This window comes from Bradyrhizobium sp. AUGA SZCCT0169 (genome assembly GCF_018130085.1).
Taxonomy (GTDB): domain Bacteria; phylum Pseudomonadota; class Alphaproteobacteria; order Rhizobiales; family Xanthobacteraceae; genus Bradyrhizobium.
In genome coordinates this window covers 206,304-227,893 of record NZ_JAFCMC010000001.1, presented here as the reverse complement: position 1 = coordinate 227,893, position 21,590 = coordinate 206,304, and the positions used below count along the sequence as shown (strand labels likewise).

The window sequence follows — 21,590 nt, the reverse complement described above, 5'->3', positions numbered from 1 at the left end:
CCTTATGCCGCGCGCCTGGTCTCGCCGGCGGTCTGTTCCTTCAGCGCCGCGATCAGGCCGGGACGGTCGAACTTGGCGACGTAATCGTGGAAGCCGGCCTGCCGGCCGCGCTCGATCGCCGCCGGCGAGACCATCGAGGACAGCGCGATGATCGGCATCGCACTTAAGTGCTGGTCGGCCCGGATCGTCTCGGCAAACTCGAACCCGTTCATGTCGGGCATCTCGATGTCGGTCAGCACCACATCAAAAGTCTGGCCCGAGCGCAGCGCGGTGAGGCCTTCCTGCGCATTGGGGGCGACCCGCACCCGGTAGCCGGCGGCTTTGAGCACCGGCGCCAGCATGTTGCGGAAGAAGGCTGAGTCGTCGACCAAGAGCACCGATTGCGCCGATACCGAGGGGCGCATCTCCTTGCGGGAGAACCAGTCGGCAAACGCCATGGGCAGGAAATGGCCGACGTCGATCACTTCGGTGGCCTGGCCCTTGATCACGGCCGAACCCAGAATGCCTTCGCTGGAACCGGCGACCTCGATGTGCAGCCGCTCCTCGACGATGTCGATGATCTCGTCGACCACCAGCCCCATCGAGCGGCCGTCGTCGGCGAACACCAGGATCGGCTGCGCGCCCGAGGTTTGGACGTTGACCCCGTTCATCTGCACCAGCGGCATCAGCTGCTCGCGGTACTGCACCATGTAGCGGCCGTTACTGAGTTCGATCTTGTCGGTGGCGATCTCCTCCAGCCGGGTGACGAGGCCGAGCGGCACCGCCTTGGGCTGGGTCGAGCCGGCGCGGAACACCAAGAGCGAGGTCAGCTGTTCGCCGGTGTTGGCATGGGCCGCCGCGTTCTCGTCCGCCATCCCCTGGGTAGAGGAGCCGGCGGCGCCGAGCGCCTTGGCAAAGCCGTTGGGGTCGATGATCATGATCACGGCGCCATCGCCCAGGATGGTGTTGCCGGAGAACATGTCGATGTGACGCAACTTGGTCGACATCGGCTTGACCACGATTTCTTCGGTGTGGAACACGCCGTCGACCACGATGCCGAAGGTCTGGCTGCCGACTTGCGTGACCACGATGAAACCGTTCTCGGGGTCGGAGGAGGAACCGTCGTCGATCTTGAGCAGCTTCTTCAGGTGCATCAGCGGCAGCAGCTTGTTGCGCAGCCGCAAGACCGCGGTGTCCTTGATGCGCTCGATGCGGTGTTCGGAATTGGCGCGGGCGCGGACCAGCTCGACCACAGACAATTGGGGTATCGCAAAGCGGTCACCGCCGGCTTCCACGATCAGGGCCGAGACGATGGCGAGCGTCAGCGGGATCTTGATGGTGACGCTTGAGCCCTCGCCGGCCACCGACTTGATGTCGATGGTGCCGCCGATCTGGTCGATATTGGTGCGCACCACGTCCATGCCGACGCCGCGGCCGGAGACGCTAGTGACGGTGGCGGCGGTGGAGAAGCCCGGCGCGAAGATGAACTTGTGGATCTGGGCTTCGGTCATCTTCTCCAGTTCGGCCTCGGAGACGAGCCCGTTCTGCAGTGCCTTGGCCTTGATCCGCTCGGTGTTCAGCCCGCGGCCATTGTCGGCGATGCAGATGATGATGTGGCCGCCCTCGTGATAGGCCGAGAGGCGAATGGTGCCCTGCTCGGGCTTGCCGGAGGCGGCCCGCTCGGCCGGGGTCTCGAGGCCATGATCGGCGGAGTTGCGCACCATATGGGTGAGCGGGTCCTTGATCAGGTCGAGAACTTGACGATCAAGTTCGGTGTCGGCGCCGTGCATCTCGAGTTCGATCTGCTTGCCGAGTTCGCCGCTTAGGTCGCGGACGATCCTTGGCAGCTTCTGCCAGGCATTGCCGATCGGCTGCATCCGCGTCTTCATGACGCCTTCCTGCAGTTCGGCGGTGACGTTGGAGAGGCGCTGCAGCGGCACCTTGAACTCGGTGTCCTCGTTGCGGCGGGAGATCTCCAACAGCTGGTTGCGGGTCAGCACCAGCTCGGAGACCATGGTCATCAGATGTTCCAGCGTGTCCACGTTGACGCGGATCGACTGGTTGGCGATCTTGTCGGCCTCCTGGACGTCACCGACATCGGCGGCGGCGGCCGCCTTGCGGGCCGGCTTGGCTTTGGCTTCCACCTTCGCCGGGGCGGCTTCCGGCGCCGGAGCCGACACTGCGGCCTTGGCGACGGGCGCGGGAGCTAGTTCGATTTCGGTCTCGCGGAAGGCGCGCTCGAGTTCATCGAGCGAGACTTCGCCGGGACGCAGCGGCCGTTCCAGCACCTGATCCACCAGCGTGCCGTGAGCCACTTGCGTCTCCTTGGGAGCCTGGGGCTGAACCGGGGGCGAAGCGATCATGGGGGCGGGTTCGGCAATGGCTTCCGCCGGCGCATCGTGCGCCCCGCCTTCCGCCAACAGATGCAGCTTCTCGATCAGGTCCTCGTCGCTGCCTTCCGGCTCGTTCTCGGTGGCTTCGAGACCTGCGAGGATTTCCTTGATGCGATCGATCGAGGACAGGATCAGCGTGACGGCGCCGGCGGTGACCGGCATGCCGTCGCGGAATTTGCCCATCAGGGTCTCGCCGGCATGGGCCAGCGCTTCCAGCCTCGGCAGGCCGAGGAAGCCGCAGGTACCCTTGATCGTGTGCACCAGGCGAAAGATGTTATCCAGAATCTTCGCGTTGTTCGGGTCCTGCTCGAACCGCACCAACTGATTGTCGACCGTATCCAGGCTCTCGCTGGTCTCGGTCAAAAATTCCCGCAACAAATCATCCATGAAACCGGCCTTCGCACGCACCGGCACGCGACATCGACGTGCCCCGACGGAACTTGGCCAGCTTCTATGCAAAGCGTTTAATATTGGTTGAGCAAATGGAAAAGAACGGCCTCAACAAAGAGATAAGACGGCTGCAATGAATCCAGCCGTCCAATATCAACCTTTGGTTAACCATAATCGCCGCGTGGCGGCGCTCAAGCGGCGGTCACGAGCACCTTGTCGCCGTCGAGCGCGAGCGTCACGGCGAGCCCGCAGGCCTGCGCCAAAAGCCGGGTATAATATGGCTGCACCGCATGCGCATCGATCGCGGCGGTCGAACTTGCGCTCAGCAAGTCAGCGATGTTTTGCGGCACGCGGGCGTTGAGGCCGGCCGAGGTGACGCGAAAGCTCATCGTCTCGCCGTCGCCGATCGGGTCGATGGTCAGCGTACCGCCGCGCGGAATGGTCTGCTGCGCAATGACCAGCATGTTCAGGAGCAGCTTGACGCGGTTCTTCGGCAAGAGCAGCCGCGGCAAATTCCAGCTGATGGCGATCTTGCCGTCCTCGATATGGCCGCGCGCCATGGTCTGGGCGTCGCCGAGGTCGATCTGCGCGCCGGCCGAGCCGGCCGCGCCGAACGCCAGCCGGCAGAACTGCAGCCGGGCCGAGGCGGTCTTGGCGCTCTTGCGAATCAGATCGAGCGCGAATTCACGATCTTCGGGCTTGGGATTGTCGTCGAGGACCTCCAGCCCATTGACGATGGCGCCAACCGGACTGATGAGATCATGACAGACCCGCGAACACAGCAGTGCCGCAAGTTCGAGGGCGTCAGGAGCGACGCCGGGAGACGGAGTGTCAGACATCAGATTTTCCTGGAAGGCCGCGCAGTCCCCAATCGCTGCAAGACTGCCGGCGGACAATTACGAATCACGCATGCTCGGTGGTTTGATACACTGCGCAGGCGCGTGCGGCCAGCACAGGAGCGCCGGTACCCGTCGTCAGGCGGCACCGGTCAAGGGAACACCAACAGCAAATGAGCCCGCTTATGAATGAGGCAAGTCCGTCCGTTATCGATCATATGGCCGCCAGCGCCCTGATCGAGCCGCTGACCGATCTGGTGATCCGGGCCGGCGCCGCGATCCTTGCCGTCAACCGCGCCGCCATGACGGTCGATGGCAAGACCGACGGATCGCCGGTCACGGAAGCCGATCTCGCCGCCGACCGCATCATCGGCGAAGGCCTGGCGCGGCTGGCGCCAAATATACCGTCATTGTCCGAGGAGCGGACGCATCTGGCGAAGCTGCCTTACAAGGACAGCTTCTTCCTGATCGACCCGCTCGATGGCACCAAGGAATTCGTCGCCGGCCGCGCCGAATTCACCGTCAACCTGGCGCTGGTGACCGCCGGGGTGCCGCTGCTCGGCATCGTCAGCGCGCCCGCACTTGGATTGATCTGGCGCGGCATCGTCGGCCGGGGCGCCGAGCGGCTGACCCTTATTGACGGCGGCGCGCCGCGGATCGAGCCGATCCGGACGCGGCCCTGCCCGATCAGGGGAAAAGCCTGGACCGTGGCCGTCAGCCGCTCGCATGGTGATGACCGCACCGAAGCCTTTATTGCCGCACGGCCCGGAGCGGTGCGCGCCGAGCTCGGTTCGGCGGTCAAGTTCGGCCGGGTGGCGGAAGGCGCGGTCGATATCTATCCCCGCCTGTCGCCGACCTGCGAATGGGATGTGGCGGCGGGCCATGCGGTGGTTACAGCCGCCGGCGGCAAGATCACGAATTCAACCGGCGCCGCGCTGCATTTTGGTGCTGGCCGCGAAGATTTCATCGTGCCGGAATTCATCGCCTGGGGCGATCCGGAGGCCTCCTTCTGATTTACTGCGCCAGACCCTGTTCGAGCCGAGGCCAGTGGGCGGCGGCGTCTTTCAGGAAACGCGAAGGATCGGCCTTGAAAGCATCGCGGTTTTCCTCGCGGCCGAACAGAAAGAGCCGCTGGCCTGCGACCGCCCAGAACCGCGGGTTACCGGCATAGGTAACGCCTCGCCCGAGATCGACCGGATCGTAGCCGCCGAACTGGGGGCCATAGACCTCGGGGTGGGCGACAAAGGAAGCGCGATTGCCCTCGTTGCGAAAGCGCCAGACGGCGCCGGCCTCGGCGGCCTCGAAATCCGCCACGCCCTGGACGGCCACGGAATCGGTGAAATAGGCGACGGGATCAAACCCCTCGATCGCAAGGCCGGAATAGCGATTGACCACCACGCGTTCGGTGGTCGCGGCAAGGGCGGTGAAATCATGGCAGAGAACGCCGAAAAAGCCTGCCCACAGGGCGAAAATGGCCATTCCGGGGCGCCAACCATATCTTTCCTGCCGTTGTGCCGTCATAGTTGATACCGATAACATACGAGTCGAGGGGACACTGGACGCAACCTAGAGCCGTGCTTGTTGGCGTCAGGTTAAGGCGGCGGCCAGAATTTCGATACCAGGGGTTCTTTGATGATTTTCGTCTCACGCCTTGCCGCGGTAACGCTCGCCGCGCTGATGTGCTGGACTGTGCCCGCACCAGCGCAGCAGTCGGGGCCGATGCAACAGGCGCCACTGCAGGCACCGGGCCAACAGGCGCCATACCAGCAGGCTCCGGTGCAGCAAGCACCGTACCAGCAGGTCCAGCAGGCGCCGCCGCCGCAGCGCGCGCAGGGCCCGGCGACCTATGGGCCGGACGAGCTGGTCAACGCCGGCCACAAATTCTTCGGCAACGTCTCGCGCGGGCTGGCATCGATCATCGAGCGCGCGGTGAGCCAATGGGGCCTGCCGAACGGTTACGTCCTCGGCGAGGAAGGCTCCGGCGCCTTTGTCGCCGGCCTGCGCTACGGCGAAGGCACCCTCTACACCAAGAACGCCGGCGACTTGCGGGTCTACTGGCAGGGCCCGTCGGTCGGTTTCGACTGGGGCGGCGACGGCGCCCGCACCATGACGCTGGTCTATAACCTGCCCGCCACCAACGCGATCTATCAGCGCTTCGCCGGCATCGACGGCTCGGCCTATATCGTCGGCGGCTTCGGCATGACCGCGCTCACCGCCAACAATATCGTGCTGGTGCCGATCCGCTCCGGCATCGGTCTGCGGCTCGGCGCCAACATCGGCTATCTCAAATTTACCCCGCGCGCGACCTGGAACCCGTTCTGACCTTTTTCCTGAGCAACGGTTTCCTGAACAGCGGAGCCTGATCGGTTCTGATTGCATCAGAACCGGGCTCCAGTTTTTGTTTTGACGCGTTTTCTTTACGCGAACCGGGGTCCACTTCGCTCGAAAACGCTACGCCCCCACATTGATCTTCACGATTCAGGTTAACGCGGCATTGGGCTGGCCTTTTGCCGGTCCCCCATGGCATTGTGATTAACGAATTCTTTACGCCCTCGGGGAGTGACCATCCATGATCGAACCGATCATGTATCTGGCGATCGGTTTTCTGGTCTCGATGCTGTTTGGCCTGATGATCGTGCCGCTGGTGCATAACCGCGCGGTCCGGCTGACGACCCGGCGACTGGAAGCGGCCACCCCGCTGTCGATGGCGGAAATCCAGGCCGACAAGGACCAGCTGCGCGCGGAATTCGCGATGTCGGCGCGGCGGCTCGAGATGAGCGTCGACCAGCTGAAGAACAAGACCACCAGCCAGCTTGCCGAACTCGGCAAGAAATCCGACGCGATCAACCGCATGAAGATCGAGCTTGGCGAGAAGAACGCCACGATCTTCGGGCTCGAGGCGCGCGAGAAGGCGGTGAAAGAACAGCTGCGCGCCACCGAAGAGGAATTTTCGGCCAAGACCGAGATGCTGCGCGGCGCCGAAAGGGCGCTGACCGACAAGCAGGGCGAACTTGCCAAGATCAATCATGAACTGTCCGACCGTTCGATGGTGGCGGACAGCCGCCAGGTCGAGCTGGTCGCGGTGCGCACGCAGATCGAGGAGTTGAAGGGCCGCGTCGGCGACGCCGAAAAGGAATTCGCGGCGACGCAAGCCCGGCTCGCGCAGGAGCGCAGCGAATCCGAGAACGCGACGCGTGAACTCAACGAGGCGCGCAGCCGCGTCGAAAATCTGAGCCAGCGCGTCACCGATCTGGACCGGCAGCTGATCATCCAGGTCAAGGAAGCCGAAATGCTCGGCAACCGCGTCAACGATCTCGAGGCGCGGCTCGCCACCCAGGGCAAGCTCTTGGCCGAACGCGAATTCGAGAACAACCAGCTCAAGCAGGCCAACGACGTCGCCGAGCGCACGACCAAGGAATTGCGTGTCGAGATCGCGGCCCTGAGCCAGGGCGGCAATTCGCCGGCGATCGAAAAGCTGCGCAGCGAGAAGGCCGCGGTCGAGGAACAGCTTCGTGTCGCGCGCGACGAACGCGCCAAGCTGCAGCGCGACATCAACGCGATCCAGCAGCAGGCCGAAAGCTCCTGGGCCACCGAGCGGATGGAGAACGCGCTGCTGCGCGAGCGCATCAACGACATCGCCGCCGAGGTCGCTAAATTGGCGATCCAGCTGGAGGGACCGAATTCGGCGATCGAGGCCATGTTGGCCGCGGAACCGGCGGCTCCCAAGCCCCCGGCCAAGCCGGCCAACGACACCGCCGCCACCACGCCTTCCGAAGGCGGCGGCACCCTGGCCGAGCGAATCCGGGCCCTGCAGTCGCACGCCTCCCGCGCCCGCCAGCAAGGGGCGTAACTTTTTTTGACGCGTTTTCTTCACGCGAACCGGCCTCCACTTCGCTCGAAAACGCTATGTCCCGATTCGGCCGCTTTGTTTGCTTGACACTATGGGCCCTCACTTCGTAAATCGCGGGCTCTGACGGCGCTGATTTCGCCGAATCCCGGACGCATAGCTCAGCGGGAGAGCGTTCCCTTCACACGGGAGAGGTCCAAGGTTCGATCCCTTGTGCGTCCACCAGATAAATCAATCACTTAGCAAACTCTGATTTGTCACTTGCTTCGCTGGGGTGCCCTGCGGGTACAATTCCATTTGAGAATTGATACCGAGAATTGCGAGGCTGCGATGGCTCACATCAAAAAGATGACGGACAAACCGCGGAGGTTGCCGTGGCGCGCGCAAGTTAAGCGTAAAGGCCATCCTACGCAGGTCAAGATGTTTCAGACACGTGCGCAAGCTGAACGATGGGCGCATGAGCAAGAGAAAAACATCCTGGAGGTGGGGCTCCCACTCACGATTAAGCACCTCGAAAGACACACGGTGGGGGACATCGTCCGCCGCTATCTGAAAGAGGTTACGCCACACAAAGGCTCCGTTGTCAGCGAGACATCGGTGTTGAACGCTTTTCTCCGGCGAGAGTTCTGCAAAAAATCCTTAGCGTATGTGAAGCGGCAAGATGCTCACGCATACATCGAAGCAAGGAAAACGGATGTTTGGCGCGGGAAGTTGATCACGCCTAGAACGATCCGCCGGGAATGCAATTCAATACAGCATGTCTTTGAGGTCGCTAAAGAGCGATGGGGCTTTGAAAATCTTACGAACCCATTCCGGGGCATCGAAATCAAAGGATCGATGCACCGACGCAAGCGACGGCTGGAAGACGGCGAACTGGCCTTGCTTGATGAAGCCTGCAAAGGCTGCCGCGCTCAAAATCAATACTACGCTCCGCTTGCAATCTACCTAGCGATAGAAACTGCAATGCGCTTGCAGGAAATCTTCAGTTTGAAATGGGCAGATATTGATATTGAAAAGCGGCAGATCGAGATCCGGAAAAGCAAGACTGACCACGCAAGCTCCTACGAGGGCAGAACAATTGTGCTTTCTGTGAACGCTGGAAACTACCTCATGCCTCTCGCCGTGAAACTTGCCAAGGAAGGCAAGTTCAAATGGACCAATAATGTCTTTCCGATGAACAAGAACGCGTTCAAGCAAACTTGGATGGATGCGGTTAAACGCGCTGGCATCACGAATCTCACGTTCCATGATCTAAGGCGGGAGGCTGGTTCGCGGTTCGATGAAGCCGGCCTTACAAAGGCCGAGCACGATCTTATGATGGGCCATGCGAACAGGGACATGGCAGGTCTTTACATCCGCTCCAGCCTAAATTCGATTCGAGACAAACTGGATCGGTATGCTCTCAAGGGCCACACCTTGAAAGAGGTTCACGATCAGTTGGCCATCGAAGGGGTGCCAGCAGAGGTGTTAGTGCGCGTCCGCGCATACGCGCTTGCCTTCAAACGCGGACTTACTCCAGCACAAACGGAAAAGAGCGTTGAGCTCGCGGTACGCAATTGGAAAAAAGCTAACCAACCGCACAATGTAATGTTGGCACTCCCATCGCTGTAGAAACGCTCAAGTCGCGATTAGCTTCAAGGAATAGGTAGGGCGCCACAACGCCCTACCTAACTGCACGCATTACGTCGCTCTAAATCCTTTAGTGCTAAAGCTTAGCCTTTGTGTCGGCACCTCCGGCCGTCTACGGCCTCTCTGCTTTGGCTCTGACCAAATATAGATCATCAAGCCATCATCGGTGTCGTGCTCTTTCAAAGTCCAATCTTTTCCGTCGGGTACTAACTTTGCAGTACGGAGCGGTCTGTCCAACACACAGTGTAGCATTTTGGTCGATTCATGGAACGCGCGTAACGCGTCTCCAAATTCTCGACGTTTCGCCATGTAGTCGTCGTAAGCTTCTTTGGTCGACGGCTCTGAATACAAATCTTCTTCAGTCACACGAAACTGATTGAGTAACTTTGGGTCGTTGGTCATATGCCTACCTTTCTGATTGAACACTTCAGTGTGGTCGACATGGCTGGTTCAGTGCATTCCTGTCAAAGGCGCGCACCCGACGGGAACGGTCGTAAAACGCGGGAATGGTCGTAAGAGAACAAGAAATATATCTACCGAACTTCGAATAGAGGCCGTTTCATTGAAAGACCTCTAAAAATTTGATATACTCTTTTCTTCCCCCGCTCTTTTAGACTCACGTAAGCGCTGCTTCGCGCATTAGTGCCCAATACAAGGGAGACCAACAATGGACTGGGTAATGATCGTCTTGGTGTTATCGACAGCTCCCAATTACTCGCAATCGCAAAGCCACTATCTGGCAGGGTTTGGCAACGAAAAACTCTGCCGTGACGCAGCAGCAGCATTCCAGGCCGACCTCGCAAGGCCGTCCGATGCAGGATTTAAAATCGATGTTCGCGCGGTGTGCAGTCAGAAGAAGTGAGCAAAGGCCAGGCACTGGGAATTCGGCTAACCGATTAGTCGTATCCGCTTCTGCATCAGCCTTGTTACGCTTCATCGCAACTGAAGGGGAATGAAAATACATCCGCTTTAGGATACCTAAGGAATATCAAAAGGAAGAAAAGAGAGAACAAGGTTTAGAAGAACAAGGGACAAGGCTATTTATAGATACAACGAACATGAACTAAGAAAAGGAACTAAGGACACAATATGTTAGATAATATCTTCAGGTACGTAAGGTACCTTGAAAGACGTAAGATGATTGGACAACTTCATTCTTGGAATTCATTTGACCAGACGACACCTATCATCGGGTTGCTAGTGCCGCTGGAAGTCGCAATGAACGAATGTGCGCAATGGTCTGGCCAGGAAATCACGAGGTTCGAATTTATCAAATACTTGCGCGACCAAGGTGTGCACGTTTTCAACACACTGGATGAATTCATGCAAGAGAAAGCCCGAGGGGGGTCACGACCTACGCCGCGAAAGTCGAAGCGATTGATGCAAATCGTCGATCAACTGAACGTATCGAAAGAGCGAGTTCAGTACAGCACTGTCCAAGATCGATTTGTGCTGGTTGGAAAGAACGGACGCGTTCACGAAGACGACGCGAACCTTTCAACGATGCACGTATATGTTTCTGGTCGGAGCAAGCGACATTGGAGCTCCATCAAGCGAAAGCTGTCGTTCTTGAAACTGCTCAAGGACGAAGGCAAAGGCGGGCACTTCAGCTTCGATGCTCTGCCAAGCGTTGAGCAAGCGGCGACAATTAGAAACATCGTCGGAATGAGCAAGTGTCACACCATCACCGAAACGCAAAAAAACGCCCTTCAGACTCACGCATCAGCTATTCGCGAGCGTAGGAGGGCGACTTCGCTGCAACTTGCTTAGCAAATAAGAGGGTTTGAACGTAACTTTCATTAGAAAAATTGGGGGTCTCTGCAAACGTCTGGACTGAGATACTCACATTGACGATTTCAGACTTAATATGAGGGTTTTAGTCTCTCCCAAAATTCCTTTTTGTTCTAGCTCGTTTGTCATAGCAATCTTTGATGGCGACGTAGTCTAATACCCATGGCGGCATTACACCCGTATCCAACTTCAGGAAGTCATAAGGAGCGTTCACCGAACTTTGCTCATTTTTCGACCCCGCCCCGACCTTAGTCCCCTCAAGCTTGCATATATCTTCTCGATCGAAAGAGGCCATGAATTTGGTGTGCGTCGTAATGCATTCGTCCACATATTTAGTCGAAGTGGTTTTTGCTACACCGTTCTTAATGAGTGAAAATCCTTTATCAAAGCACCGCGCTATCAGAATTGATTTCTCGTACATGTGCTTTTGAAGAGCTTCGATATCTTTTTGTCTAACGTCAACGTGCAACGCTTCCGCCTGAGCCTTTAGCATTTTCAGACCTTGTATAAACTCGGTACGAATTCGGTCTTTAATCTCTCGATCGTAAGCTACGTCAGCTTCAATGTTGTCCATCGCGAGAGCTGCAACGCATTGTCCCAGGAATAGAACCGCTATCAGGAACGTCTTCACGACAAGCTTAGTCTTCAACTTCATACCTAACTTGCCGTTGCGTTCGATTAACTTCATGAGTGCCCCTTACCGTTTTCCTCATCGCTAACGGGGAATCCGATGTTGCAAAAAAACGCCGCCAAGCAAGCGTCGCAAACCGGCTCGCGCAGCGGGATTTGGTCCAGGTTCTTGCGACATACCGCTCTCTCGCTCGGCAACATGCCCGAACAGAGGGCACACTCGTCTTCGCTGACAAAATCCGAAATCATGAAGTTCCCCGCATCGAAAATCCGGTTAGTCACTTCCGAAGAGAGATCGAAGCGCACCGGCCCTTGGAATGTCAACGTGGTATGGCCGCCTAGTATCTCTTGACCCAAGCTTCGTCGCCCACGGTTTGAGCATCATCCCCAACGTGTTTACTCACCACCACTTCCACCACGATTTTGGTTTCGGCTGCTCCGTCAATTCTTTGATCTCATCAAGGAGAAATCGTTCTTTAAGAAATGCCAATCCTTTGCTTATGAACGCTTTCGACAAATCCGCGTCATTGAGCGAGCCGAGGTTTAGCCGGGTGCCATCCGGTTGAAAGACGCAAAGCACATTTGATACTCAGGGGAGGTTTCAAGGGTCACGAAAAAGGTCGGGCGGCTAGTCTCCCGATTACAAAGGACGAGGACAAATATGTACTTTATGAATCCGGCCCCTCCGATTGGGTCAACATCACGAAGAAACAGCGGCGTGTAGAAGCCTGCCGAATATGCCTTGATGGTTTTCGATTTCCTGACGGCGGAGGAGCGGAAGGCTTCATCGGCATGGCCGCGTTCTCCATAAGGAATAGAAGGGCTGGGCAGGGCTTGATCGTCTAATCCTATCACTACATCAATCCGACCAGGACGAGATCGATCTGTTTGACGTTCTCTTGCTTAGATGGCTTTCAACCGCAACGCGCCAACCGTTTAACTTGGACCTTCATTTTGAAAAGACGATTATGGACTCGCTGTATTCGTCCGTTGAGCGCGGCCGTGCGTTAAGTCCGCCCGATTTACTAAGGGGCACGTGGATTGTTTCGAGGACCTTGAGCCCAGCTTGCTGACCTAGTTCGGCAACAGCCAGCGCGGAATCCACCGAATGCAGAATCTTCTTTGTTTTGTGGATGTAGAATGTGTGGCTTTTTGCCACGACAAAAATGGCACGGCCGTCCTTTTTAAGACATCCCTTCGTCTGCCGTAGCACCTTTTCGAGGTCGAGATAGTAGTTCAACGTTGGCAGGTATTTTGGAAGGCGCTGTTGATCGGTCCTCAGAAACTTCAATGTTCGCCTGATCGCTGGTGGCATACCTTCTTCTAGATGCAGCGTGTCGCTTTGAGCGGACATTTCGCCTATGAACGATTGATCAAGTTCGTCCAGTTCCTCAACAGTAGCGGCTCCCGTAAATACCAGCGGAATTGCTCGGGCACGCGCGTAATGCTCCCTTCCTGATGAAGCGGGAATGTACGGCGGGCTCGTGAGGATCAAATCCGCCTTCTGCCCGTTGAGCAATTCGACAAGATTCTTCGCAGAGCCCCGTATAACTTCGGCGGCACCAAATTCTTCGCCGTTACGCTTGAGCCACGCGAAAACTTCGGTGATTGCTACTAAGTGGAATGCCTTTTTTAGAAAAAGATCCAAAACGCCCACTCGTGCAACATCAATCGTAAACCGACCATTTCCTATGCCGACGAAACGAAGACGAAGCTTCTTGGTCAGAGCGTGAGAGAGACAAACCCACATAATAGGCTGAATCTCAGTTGGAAGCTGCGAAATGAGGCACCGAGCTTTTGCTGAGTCGCCTTCAATTTCTCCAATCAAGTCGTAGCCTTCTTCCAACCCTCGCTTTATGAGACGAGATCGCATCGGTTCAGGTGCTGTGACCTTGAATTTTTTCCAGTCGTTCAAGCTGAAGCGGCCCGAAGCAAACAACGAACGTTCGACTCCGGAATTTACAGCGTCATGCATTGCCTCACATACTTGATGCATAATCACCGGATCGAGGTTTATCGGCGCAAGTTTCTGATTGCTGATCAAGACGGAAGTAGGATCGACATCAATTCCGATAGACCGATGGCTTAAGACGGAAGCTTCCAACAATGTTGTGCCGCTTCCGACAAACGGGTCGACTATAAGGCTATCTAGTTTTTTAACGTACCGATTGATTAAAGCCCGTACCATTCGTGGAAAGAACTTGCCCTTGTACAAATGCAGTTCGTGGGTGAGATAGAGCGTTGTCTTTTTTGCAGCGAGGGCAGCCTTTATTTCCTGTACATACCGGTTTGCTGGCGGAATTTCGTCCAGGACGTAATCCACCAGTGCATCCAATCCCACGGAAACGCTTAGTCCCTTCCCCCGATTCGAAACCATTCTAGTGCTGTAATCCAAGACCGACGATAAGGTGACGCCTCGCGTCGCATGGCGACTATTCGCAAGCTTGAAGTCGCGCGATAGCTTCCGCACCATTCCGTTTTTAACCTTTGACGCGCGCTCGCTTAGAAACAGAACTTCCTGTCCGAACGCGCTCTCTCGAAGCACAAGTTCGAATTGATCGCGCGTTGTTTCATCAATCCTAAGCGCGACCGCCCCAGATTGCCTCAAGTGACGAGTTAGCAGGCGTATTGATATGGCGTCGGCTTCAACCTCGTTCAAATACTTCAGAAGACTCGCTCGCGAATGGATCAACTCAACACTTGATGGGTCATCTAGACCGCACATAGCTGCGAGCTCAGCAACTGCGATTTCAATATCGCTCTCCAGAACTATATTGTGCCTTAGAGAGACAATCAAAGAGGAGTGCCGTTTACGCTGCACTGTAGCCACTCCAAGAATCGAGTGTTTTCGTTGCACTCCCGTCGATCAGCTTTTTGATGAAGCCTCCCAGGTCCCATGCATCAGCCAACACAGGATCGTTCATTATTTGACGGTTGAAGGTGAATACGCTGTCGAAAAGAAACGTGAGTCTGTCCTTTGCAATCGTATAGGAAGCGGTTTCATCGCCATTTTGATTTGGCTTGAAATCCTTGTTGTGTGCCCATCGTATGTCTTCAAGCTTCTCCAAATAGTCAGCGTATTGATGAACAGGATCGATGTTCGCGACCAGCGCTGTTTTTAGAGTGCGACGCTGGCATTCTTGGACGTAGTAAGCTCCATATTTTAGGCTGGCATAAGTTCCCTTCATCATATTGTCAGAACGAGCCAAGCCAGCTTTGGTTTTATTATCGTCGATAGGAGCGCCCCAACCCGATGTTAGCCAAGCCTTCTTTTTGTCGTCTCCCGTGCGAAGCCGCTTTGGAACCTCAAACGCCATATAAATTGTGAGCCAGTTGTTGATTATTTTGAACACGCTGGCCTGATCTAAAGCTCCGATTAGCGGAGCATATGGCCAATCTTGCCCACTCCTTTTGCCGATTGGAAGGAATGTGTCATCCGTGGAAAAATAGAGATTGAGTTCGTGATCCGACGATGTGAATCCTGCAAAGGTGTGATCGCGTTTTTGAAGAGGAAGGCCAGTCTCGCCGCTCACACCCTCTGTCATAGGAGCGTTCATAACGGACATTACCGGCAGTAAGATCAAAGGACTTGCTTTTATTTGCGTGATGATCCCCAGTCCCTCGAAGAAGAAGGCTGCGTCAACGTCGTGCTGATCATCAAAGACGAGCAAGCTGGTTGCATCCGGGAATTTTGATTTGATTAGCAGATCGAGAATGTAAACAATAACTCGCTCGCCGATCCTACCGACGTGATGGCTCTCGATCTTGTTGCCGAAATACCGTGCGCGGGATTCTCGCTCTTCTTCTCCAACGAGTGCGTTGGCTCCAAGCACGGCTTCGACAGGTCGATTACCCTTCAATACACAGTGCGGGCATACTCCCAAGTATGGATAGTACACTCTGTGGTCTCCGGCTTTCGTGCAGTAGGACCAGCGCGCGTCGGTAATTCGCCGCACATACTCCATATTGAAACAAAAATCAGAGATGGCTCCAAATACGAGACCCATGAATCTTGCGGGATCGGCCGCGTACTGAGACTGAAGTAACGGAAAACCGGCCAGTGTCCCATCAGTCAGCCCCTGGCCTACTTTCGTTACCATTCTCGCGATTAACTCGCGCATTTTAGGACCGTTAACGATCTGTTTGGACAGAGCGACCGTCACGTTGTTGGTTCGATAGTCGCCATCGATGTCTGTGGTAGCCACTCCGAACAGCTCAAGAATTCGATTACGCGCGGGGCAACCTTCGGGACAGGGATAGGTCGCTAAGTGCCCATTGAGAAATTCTTCGGTTGGTGGTCTCCAGGTTCGTCTAGGCAAGTCGCATTTCCTTTAAGTAGTGCCTTAGGATCAATATTATTCAGCTACCCTTAGACCTGATTCGGCGGTCGGCGGGGCATCTTCCACGGGCGGAGAGTCGCCGTCCTGCATTGATCTTGGAGCGGAAGCTCCGAGTTTAGCTTTTTCCTTAAGTCATTCGATCTGGTCATGAGGAGTTCTCCACCGCATTTGGGTTTTGAACCCCCTAAAGGGTCCTCCCGAATTACGGCGGGCCGGCAGTTCCGTATGGCCCATCACTGAGGTCGAGAATCCTGAGTTTTGCACAGGGGGGGCGCAGCAGGTGCAACACACCGGAAGCTCAGCGCTCCCCGCGAGAAAGCCCCTCGCCAATGCAAAAGCCCTTGATTGGGATGTCACCTGCCGCTTTTCGGCTGCTTACGCTTGCCTGTCGCTTCAATCCTTCTGACCATCGTTTCATCGTACGCTGGGATCGATGCTCTGAGCTGGGCCTTAGAAGGCTCGCCGTTGTGGACCGCTTTACTTATCAGGTCCATCCCGCCTTGGATCTTTTGCTGTACAGCACGCCGCCTCTTTTCACTGGCTCCCATATCGACCTCCCTAGATGAATCTTCATTTCAGCTTGCCACCAAAGACGACCCTCTAATCGTTGGATTAAAGGGATAAGGCTTGCAGCCGACCTCTAACCCCAAAAAATTTGGTACGATATTTTTGGGCCTTAATTCAACGTCGACACGAGGCCCCCCACCCCCGTGCCCCCTGAGGCCAGGAAGGCGTTCTAAGGCTCAGGTAGGCCGCCTAAGGGGCGGACTGACCTACGCGGCCCTCCTCCTGTAGATCGCATCACGAACCGCCTGAGGGAAGTGCGGGGAAGCCAGGGGTGCCCGTGGGGAGCCCTCGAAGTTATTGATCTTTAAGACATCCTCTTCATCCAGACGTCACTATATCATCAACATATTGAAAGTATTGAGTTATTTCTGCGCGATTTAGTGACATTCCCCTTCACACGGGAGAGGTCCAAGGTTCGATCCCTTGTGCGTCCACCATCGTCCTGACCGGACGAGCTCAGGTTTGAATTTCAAGCAATGCCACCTCATTCAATCTGTCATTGCCGGGCTTGCCGCCTTCGCTAAAGCTTCGGCGAGCCTATGGGCTGTGTGCCTCGTCGAAGCCTTGGCGTAGACGGGACCCGGCAATCCATCGTCTTCGAAAAACGCCCTCGCGAAGATTGATGGATGCGCGGGTCAAGCCCGCGCATGACGAGTTGAGGTCAAACACACACCCCCGCGATCCCGCGGCGCGAAGCGCCCGAGTTGCAAGGATCGTTTCGCCCTCATGAAATCAGAGGGCGCAGGGAATGCCGGATGCGCGCTGCACCCGCGGTCTCGCGTGCGATTGTGCTAAGAAAGCTGCACACGAGCATACAGGGCAGCGGAGAACATCCGACATTCCCTGCGCAATGGCTTTACGGCTTATAACGCGCTCTCCCCGGTGAGACGGCCTCTATTGCCACCGTCGCCCCTCGGAAGCGTTAGCTCCCGAAAGGCTTGACGCCGTTACGGGCGCCAGGACCACACGCTTTCGCCGTACGCTTCAGCCGCGACCGTCAATCGCAACCTCAGCGTCCACCGCAACCCGTCCCTCGTCGTGACGATGGCCAACGCCCCTCTGATTGGGACGGGATGGCTATTGATGTGCAGGTGATTTGGGGTGGAAGGGAAGAGAAATGTTTTTGATTTTCGGAAATTTAGGACTTGACACGATTTCCTAAAATCGGAAGTGATTTGCCCGTCGGGTCAGTTTGTCGCGCAAAGGAGCAGACCAATCAGCGCGCAGAGTGCATTTGCCGATGCGTATTCGGAAGCGTCGCGTTCTTTCGCGTTTTCCGACCGCTCATCAGCGCTTTGGTCACCTGCGACAGCCATCGCGTATCGGAGCACTCCGGAAGAGTGACTACAGCTCGCTGATGAGCCGGGCAATGATGCCCGGAAGTGCCGCAGGATCGCGACTTTGGATGGAGTACAAGATTTACTTCGCGCTGGTCGGCGTAGCCGGGCCGATCGGATCGTTTGTCACTGCAGCCTTCATGCCGTTGAGTGGGGGATAGGCAGTATCTGACTGCCTCTTCTCTCACCTATCTGCCTGACGGGTCCGGCCGAATACAAGGCAGGCCTCGATCAAGCGGTCGCACGGGGGTGGCTGTTGCTGCACGAGGGCGGCATCTATGTGAAGTTCACGCCGGCCGGCGCGAAGCTGTTCGCCTGATCCTTGCATCTCCAAAAGAAAACGGCCCGTCGGGGGGTGAGACGTGCTTCGGCCGTATTTGTTCGACTACCTCCATTGCCACTTGTTCCCGAAACTCCCCTCCTCTTTGGTTCAGGTCAGTTTGTGCCATTCCTGGTTTGTGCCAGTGTCGTGGATCGCGCTTGGACTTGCTATCGAGACAAAAACGGCCCCAGCACTGGGGAGAGCTGAGGCCGCCATTCCAACGGATGTCATTGAGCTGCCATCCGGTAGTCTCCAATGAATTCGCCCCCGGAAGGTTCGTTCCAAATCAGTGGCCTCGACGTTTAGCCGATCAAGCGAATGTTGAGCCGGGACAGAGGCACTTACTCATTTTTGGGCTTTTGTTGACCTGAATCATAATGCCCCGAATTGGCCGGGTCGAAAATCTGAGGATGAACCAGCGTCAGCATTGGGACTGGGTGCAAATCGCGGGATATGCCTCGCTGCTTCTCGCGATGGGGGCGCTGATTGTTATTGGGGTTTCCCTGTCGTCCCTCAGTCTTGAACGGATTTAGTTTTGATCGTTGCAATGCCAACGCCGCGACGCCAAAATTGAGCACCTATCTAATCCCTGGGGTCGATAAGGGAAAGCGCGAACTCTGCCACAGGATAGACGCGGCCATCGGCTTCAATCGTTACTTGTGCATCCTTGAGCAAGCAAATCGTTTGATGTCTCGATGGCGTCAGCGGGCATGTCCCGGACCACTTCCGTGTCCCCAGCCAGATCGCTCTTGCCCCGCACAATGAACATTCCCGGTCCCTCGAGTTGATCAAAGATACCGCGCAGTGCCGATCTCAACACGCTCGTAGAATTACGTACTCCGGAATAGTGACCGCAATGTCCGTGCCAAAAGTTAGGCTATGCCTCTCCCCGCATGTTGCGCCTTACAGATGCCGCGCAAAGAGAGACGACCCCAGACGGGCGTGAACGCCGAAGGCCATTTCCGATGATGCCGCGCCACCACCTCATTAAGGCTCTAGCGGCTATATATCGACGGTTCCAAGATGGCGAACTGACGCACCCTTTTGCCAATGGATTGGGAGACCTGACAGGTTATAGCGATGTCGCGCAGACGAAAAACCCCGCCGGTTAGGGCGGGGCTAAGTCGGGGTATCATTGCTTCTTTAGCCCGAGTGAGGCTGCTGGCACCGTAACAACATAGCCGGCACAGTCGATCGCTTTTCTTGCATACTTGTCCCGCATGCGAGCAATGGGAGGTAGGAACTGTCTCCCCCTTGCAACATGCTGGATGTTCCGCTTCTTGAAACACTAAATATAACTTCCGGGATCGATAGTCTTGCGGCAGCCGCGGCGCTATCGGGACTGGGAGTCTGCATTGCACTGACATTCAATTTTCCCGGCAAGGCCGCAGCGCGCGACGCCTGTGGCCTTTTTCATTGGCCTGCGGATTCCTGGACATCTGGGCTGCCACATTCAAACTGACCCAATGTGTTATTCAGCAAACTCAGGATCTTTCGAAGGTCGGTTAACCTGCTTGCCCTTCTGTCGATGGAACGAGACGCCCAGCTGGTCTCCATTTACCCATTTAAGAGAGCAGCGCCGATAAGCGAGACCGGTGGAGGAAAGCAGGAGAAAAAACTCGTTAAGCTGTAGCCCTTCAATCGAGACATTCACCGTCAACTTGGCGTCCCCGTCAGATATATCATTGATGACGCAGTCCCGGCGCCAGGTGCCGTCAATGGCCATCATGTGCGCGCTCAGGCCGTGTTCGAACTTCACCCGACGTTCGCTTTCCTTTGAAGTTACCATCCCACTCTCCGGTCAGCCAGCTGCCATTTTTTCCCGATGGTGACGGAAAGGAATTAAGGTCGTCTAAGCGCTTAATAGCTTTCTGCGCATGAGCTAAGTATACTTTTGTACATAAGCGGTGGAACCAATCCGAGACCACCGCGTGTTTCTTTCGGCGGCGGGGAAAACTGATGGAAACTGTTCTGGTCCTCGTCATCGAAGATGATCCCGCCGTTCAAGTGATCCTTGACGAAGCACTTTGTGAAGGGGGCTACGAACCTGCTTTGGCAGCATCCGGCGAAGAAGCCGTGACCTTGTTGAAGGGCAGGAAACTCCCGTATCGCGTCTTGGTAACGGACATCAATCTGCTCGGTAGGATCGACGGATGGGAGGTCGCCAAACAGGCGAGAGAGCTGGACCCGAATTTCCCCGTCGTCTACATGACCGGTGCTGCCGCCGACCAATGGCCGGTCCACGGCGTTCCGAACAGCATCCTTCTCACCAAACCATTTGCGCCAGCGCAGCTCGTAACCGCAATATCCAATCTGCTGAATGCAGCACCGCTGGCACCGACAGACTGAGGCCGCCTGAGGAATTGCCGAGCTAGTTGCCGAACTGCAGGCTAATCACCGCCTAGATTGCCGCCCGCGCGCCGTTAAAGTTCCGACCGGGCCTGGCACTGATTCAATCAGTATGGCGCGCTGTGTGTCATCCGCGCTACAGCAAATGTTGCGCATTGCGCGCTAGCTGCAGAGACACAGTATAAAACGAAAGATCAAAATGAAAAAGTTCCTCCTTGCTACTGTCGCCTTAGCCGCCTTGGCAGGTACAGCATCGGCAGCTGACATGGCCGCCCGTCCCTACACTAAAGCCCCAATGATGGCCTCCCCGATTTACAACTGGACTGGCTTTTACATCGGTGGTCACGTCGGCGGCGCATTCGGTGGCGACAACAACATTCTTGCCCCCGGCTTCACCGGCACCAACGGCAACGACGGTGTGTTCATGGGCGGCGTGCAGGCTGGTTACGACCACCAATTCTCACCGAACTGGGTACTCGGCCTTGAAGCGAACTACAGCTTCCTCGACACGAACAACAATCCCTTCGTCAACCGCGGACTAGGTTCGGTCACCGGCCGCCTTGGCTACACGTGGGGTCCGGCGCTGGTGTACGTCAAGGGCGGTTATGCCTGGGCTGACTCCCGCCTCACCAACGGTTTTGGCGGCGGCACCTTTTCAAACGGCGGCGGCGGTCGCGACGGCTACACCGTCGGCGGCGGTCTCGAATACCTGTTCACTCAGAATTGGTCGGGCAAAATCGAATACCAGTACTACGATTTCGGTACCCGGAACGCTCTCTTTACCAGCGCTGCTGGCGTCGTCACCGCTGTTGGATTCCGCAACGACGAGCATACGATCAAGGCCGGCCTGAACTACCGGTTCGGTTGGGGCAACGCGGCGGCTTCTCGTTACTGACGACTTTTGAGATGCAGATTAAGAGGGTCAGCCGTCAGGCTGGCCCTTTTTTTGTCCAACGCTGACGTGCGCTCGCGAAACATTCGCATCGTCCCGGCTCATTCGACCGAAACCCGCGCAAGGCCACCCATGCCGATCGCGTTTGCCCCTGCCCCGCTGAGGTCGATGCACCGGCTAAAGGCGACAATTCGACATTACGAAGTCATGGATCTGGCCGTGATACTCGCCGGTATCATCATCTTAGAAATTGGCAACCTCCGAAAGGGCATGCTGACAAAATGACGT

Annotated in this window: 15 protein-coding genes and 1 tRNA gene; 9 read left to right on the top strand and 7 right to left on the bottom strand. The window is 56.5% G+C overall.

Annotation, left to right across the window (positions count from 1 at the left end; translation table 11 throughout):
* Positions 1-2: 2 nt before the first annotated feature.
* Together JQ609_RS01080 and chpT are read right to left on the bottom strand one after the other, a co-directional pair.
* Entirely contained in the window at positions 3-2,759 is a 2,757-nt protein-coding gene (locus JQ609_RS01080) for a hybrid sensor histidine kinase/response regulator (protein ID WP_212271705.1), read from the bottom strand.
* A gap of 194 nt (positions 2,760-2,953) precedes the next feature.
* Positions 2,954-3,601, bottom strand: coding sequence for a histidine phosphotransferase ChpT (gene chpT, locus JQ609_RS01075; RefSeq protein ID WP_212271704.1), 648 nt, complete (start codon positions 3,599-3,601; stop codon positions 2,954-2,956).
* Between the two features lie 182 nt (positions 3,602-3,783).
* Here chpT and JQ609_RS01070 point away from each other — a divergent pair, with 182 nt between their 5' ends.
* Positions 3,784-4,611 (top strand): 3'(2'),5'-bisphosphate nucleotidase CysQ, encoded by an 828-nt coding sequence (locus JQ609_RS01070; protein ID WP_212271703.1) that lies wholly within the window; start codon positions 3,784-3,786, stop codon positions 4,609-4,611.
* A 1-nt stretch (position 4,612) separates the two neighbouring features.
* On the opposite strand, the gene JQ609_RS01065 is transcribed toward JQ609_RS01070, so the two are convergent.
* Positions 4,613-5,077: a YHS domain-containing (seleno)protein gene (locus tag JQ609_RS01065; protein ID WP_249119418.1), complete on the bottom strand. Its 465-nt coding sequence runs from the start codon at positions 5,075-5,077 to the stop codon at positions 4,613-4,615.
* A 153-nt stretch (positions 5,078-5,230) separates the two neighbouring features.
* On the opposite strand from JQ609_RS01065, the gene JQ609_RS01060 reads away from it, so the two are divergent.
* The 6 genes from JQ609_RS01060 to JQ609_RS01035 all read left to right on the top strand — a co-directional run bounded on the left by JQ609_RS01060 (position 5,231) and on the right by JQ609_RS01035 (position 10,844).
* Complete coding sequence (locus JQ609_RS01060; RefSeq protein WP_212271702.1) at positions 5,231-5,920, top strand: DUF1134 domain-containing protein; 690 nt, start codon at positions 5,231-5,233, stop codon at positions 5,918-5,920.
* A 247-nt stretch (positions 5,921-6,167) separates the two neighbouring features.
* A complete protein-coding gene (locus tag JQ609_RS01055) occupies positions 6,168-7,448 on the top strand; it encodes a hypothetical protein (protein WP_212211831.1) in 1,281 nt (426 codons plus the stop codon).
* A 147-nt stretch (positions 7,449-7,595) separates the two neighbouring features.
* Positions 7,596-7,670, top strand: a tRNA-Val gene (locus tag JQ609_RS01050).
* A gap of 105 nt (positions 7,671-7,775) precedes the next feature.
* The gene (locus tag JQ609_RS01045) at positions 7,776-9,056 is read left to right on the top strand and encodes a site-specific integrase (RefSeq protein ID WP_212271701.1); all 1,281 of its coding nucleotides are present in this window, start codon (positions 7,776-7,778) and stop codon (positions 9,054-9,056) included.
* 685 nt (positions 9,057-9,741) lie between these two features.
* Positions 9,742-9,936 carry a hypothetical protein gene (locus tag JQ609_RS01040; RefSeq protein ID WP_212271700.1) on the top strand — a complete coding sequence of 65 codons (195 nt, stop codon included), beginning with the start codon at positions 9,742-9,744 and terminating at the stop codon, positions 9,934-9,936.
* A 227-nt stretch (positions 9,937-10,163) separates the two neighbouring features.
* On the top strand, positions 10,164-10,844 hold the full coding sequence (locus JQ609_RS01035; protein WP_212271699.1) for a hypothetical protein: 681 nt from the start codon (positions 10,164-10,166) through the stop codon (positions 10,842-10,844).
* Positions 10,845-10,950: 106 nt separating this feature from the next.
* Here JQ609_RS01035 and JQ609_RS01030 read toward each other — a convergent pair whose 3' ends face one another.
* The 4 genes from JQ609_RS01030 to JQ609_RS01015 form a co-directional block, all read right to left on the bottom strand.
* Complete coding sequence (locus JQ609_RS01030; protein WP_212271698.1) at positions 10,951-11,553, bottom strand: hypothetical protein; 603 nt, start codon at positions 11,551-11,553, stop codon at positions 10,951-10,953.
* Positions 11,554-12,444: 891 nt separating this feature from the next.
* Positions 12,445-13,818, bottom strand: coding sequence for a DNA methyltransferase (locus JQ609_RS01025; RefSeq protein WP_212271697.1), 1,374 nt, complete (start codon positions 13,816-13,818; stop codon positions 12,445-12,447).
* Between the two features lie 487 nt (positions 13,819-14,305).
* Positions 14,306-15,700 carry a hypothetical protein gene (locus tag JQ609_RS01020; protein ID WP_212271696.1) on the bottom strand — a complete coding sequence of 465 codons (1,395 nt, stop codon included), beginning with the start codon at positions 15,698-15,700 and terminating at the stop codon, positions 14,306-14,308.
* A 3,832-nt stretch (positions 15,701-19,532) separates the two neighbouring features.
* Complete coding sequence (locus JQ609_RS01015; RefSeq protein ID WP_212271695.1) at positions 19,533-19,850, bottom strand: PilZ domain-containing protein; 318 nt, start codon at positions 19,848-19,850, stop codon at positions 19,533-19,535.
* A 170-nt stretch (positions 19,851-20,020) separates the two neighbouring features.
* Here JQ609_RS01015 and JQ609_RS01010 point away from each other — a divergent pair, with 170 nt between their 5' ends.
* Complete coding sequence (locus tag JQ609_RS01010; RefSeq protein WP_212271694.1) at positions 20,021-20,410, top strand: response regulator; 390 nt, start codon at positions 20,021-20,023, stop codon at positions 20,408-20,410.
* 199 nt (positions 20,411-20,609) lie between these two features.
* Positions 20,610-21,305 carry an outer membrane protein gene (locus tag JQ609_RS01005; protein WP_212211837.1) on the top strand — a complete coding sequence of 232 codons (696 nt, stop codon included), beginning with the start codon at positions 20,610-20,612 and terminating at the stop codon, positions 21,303-21,305.
* Positions 21,306-21,590 lie beyond the last annotated feature (285 nt).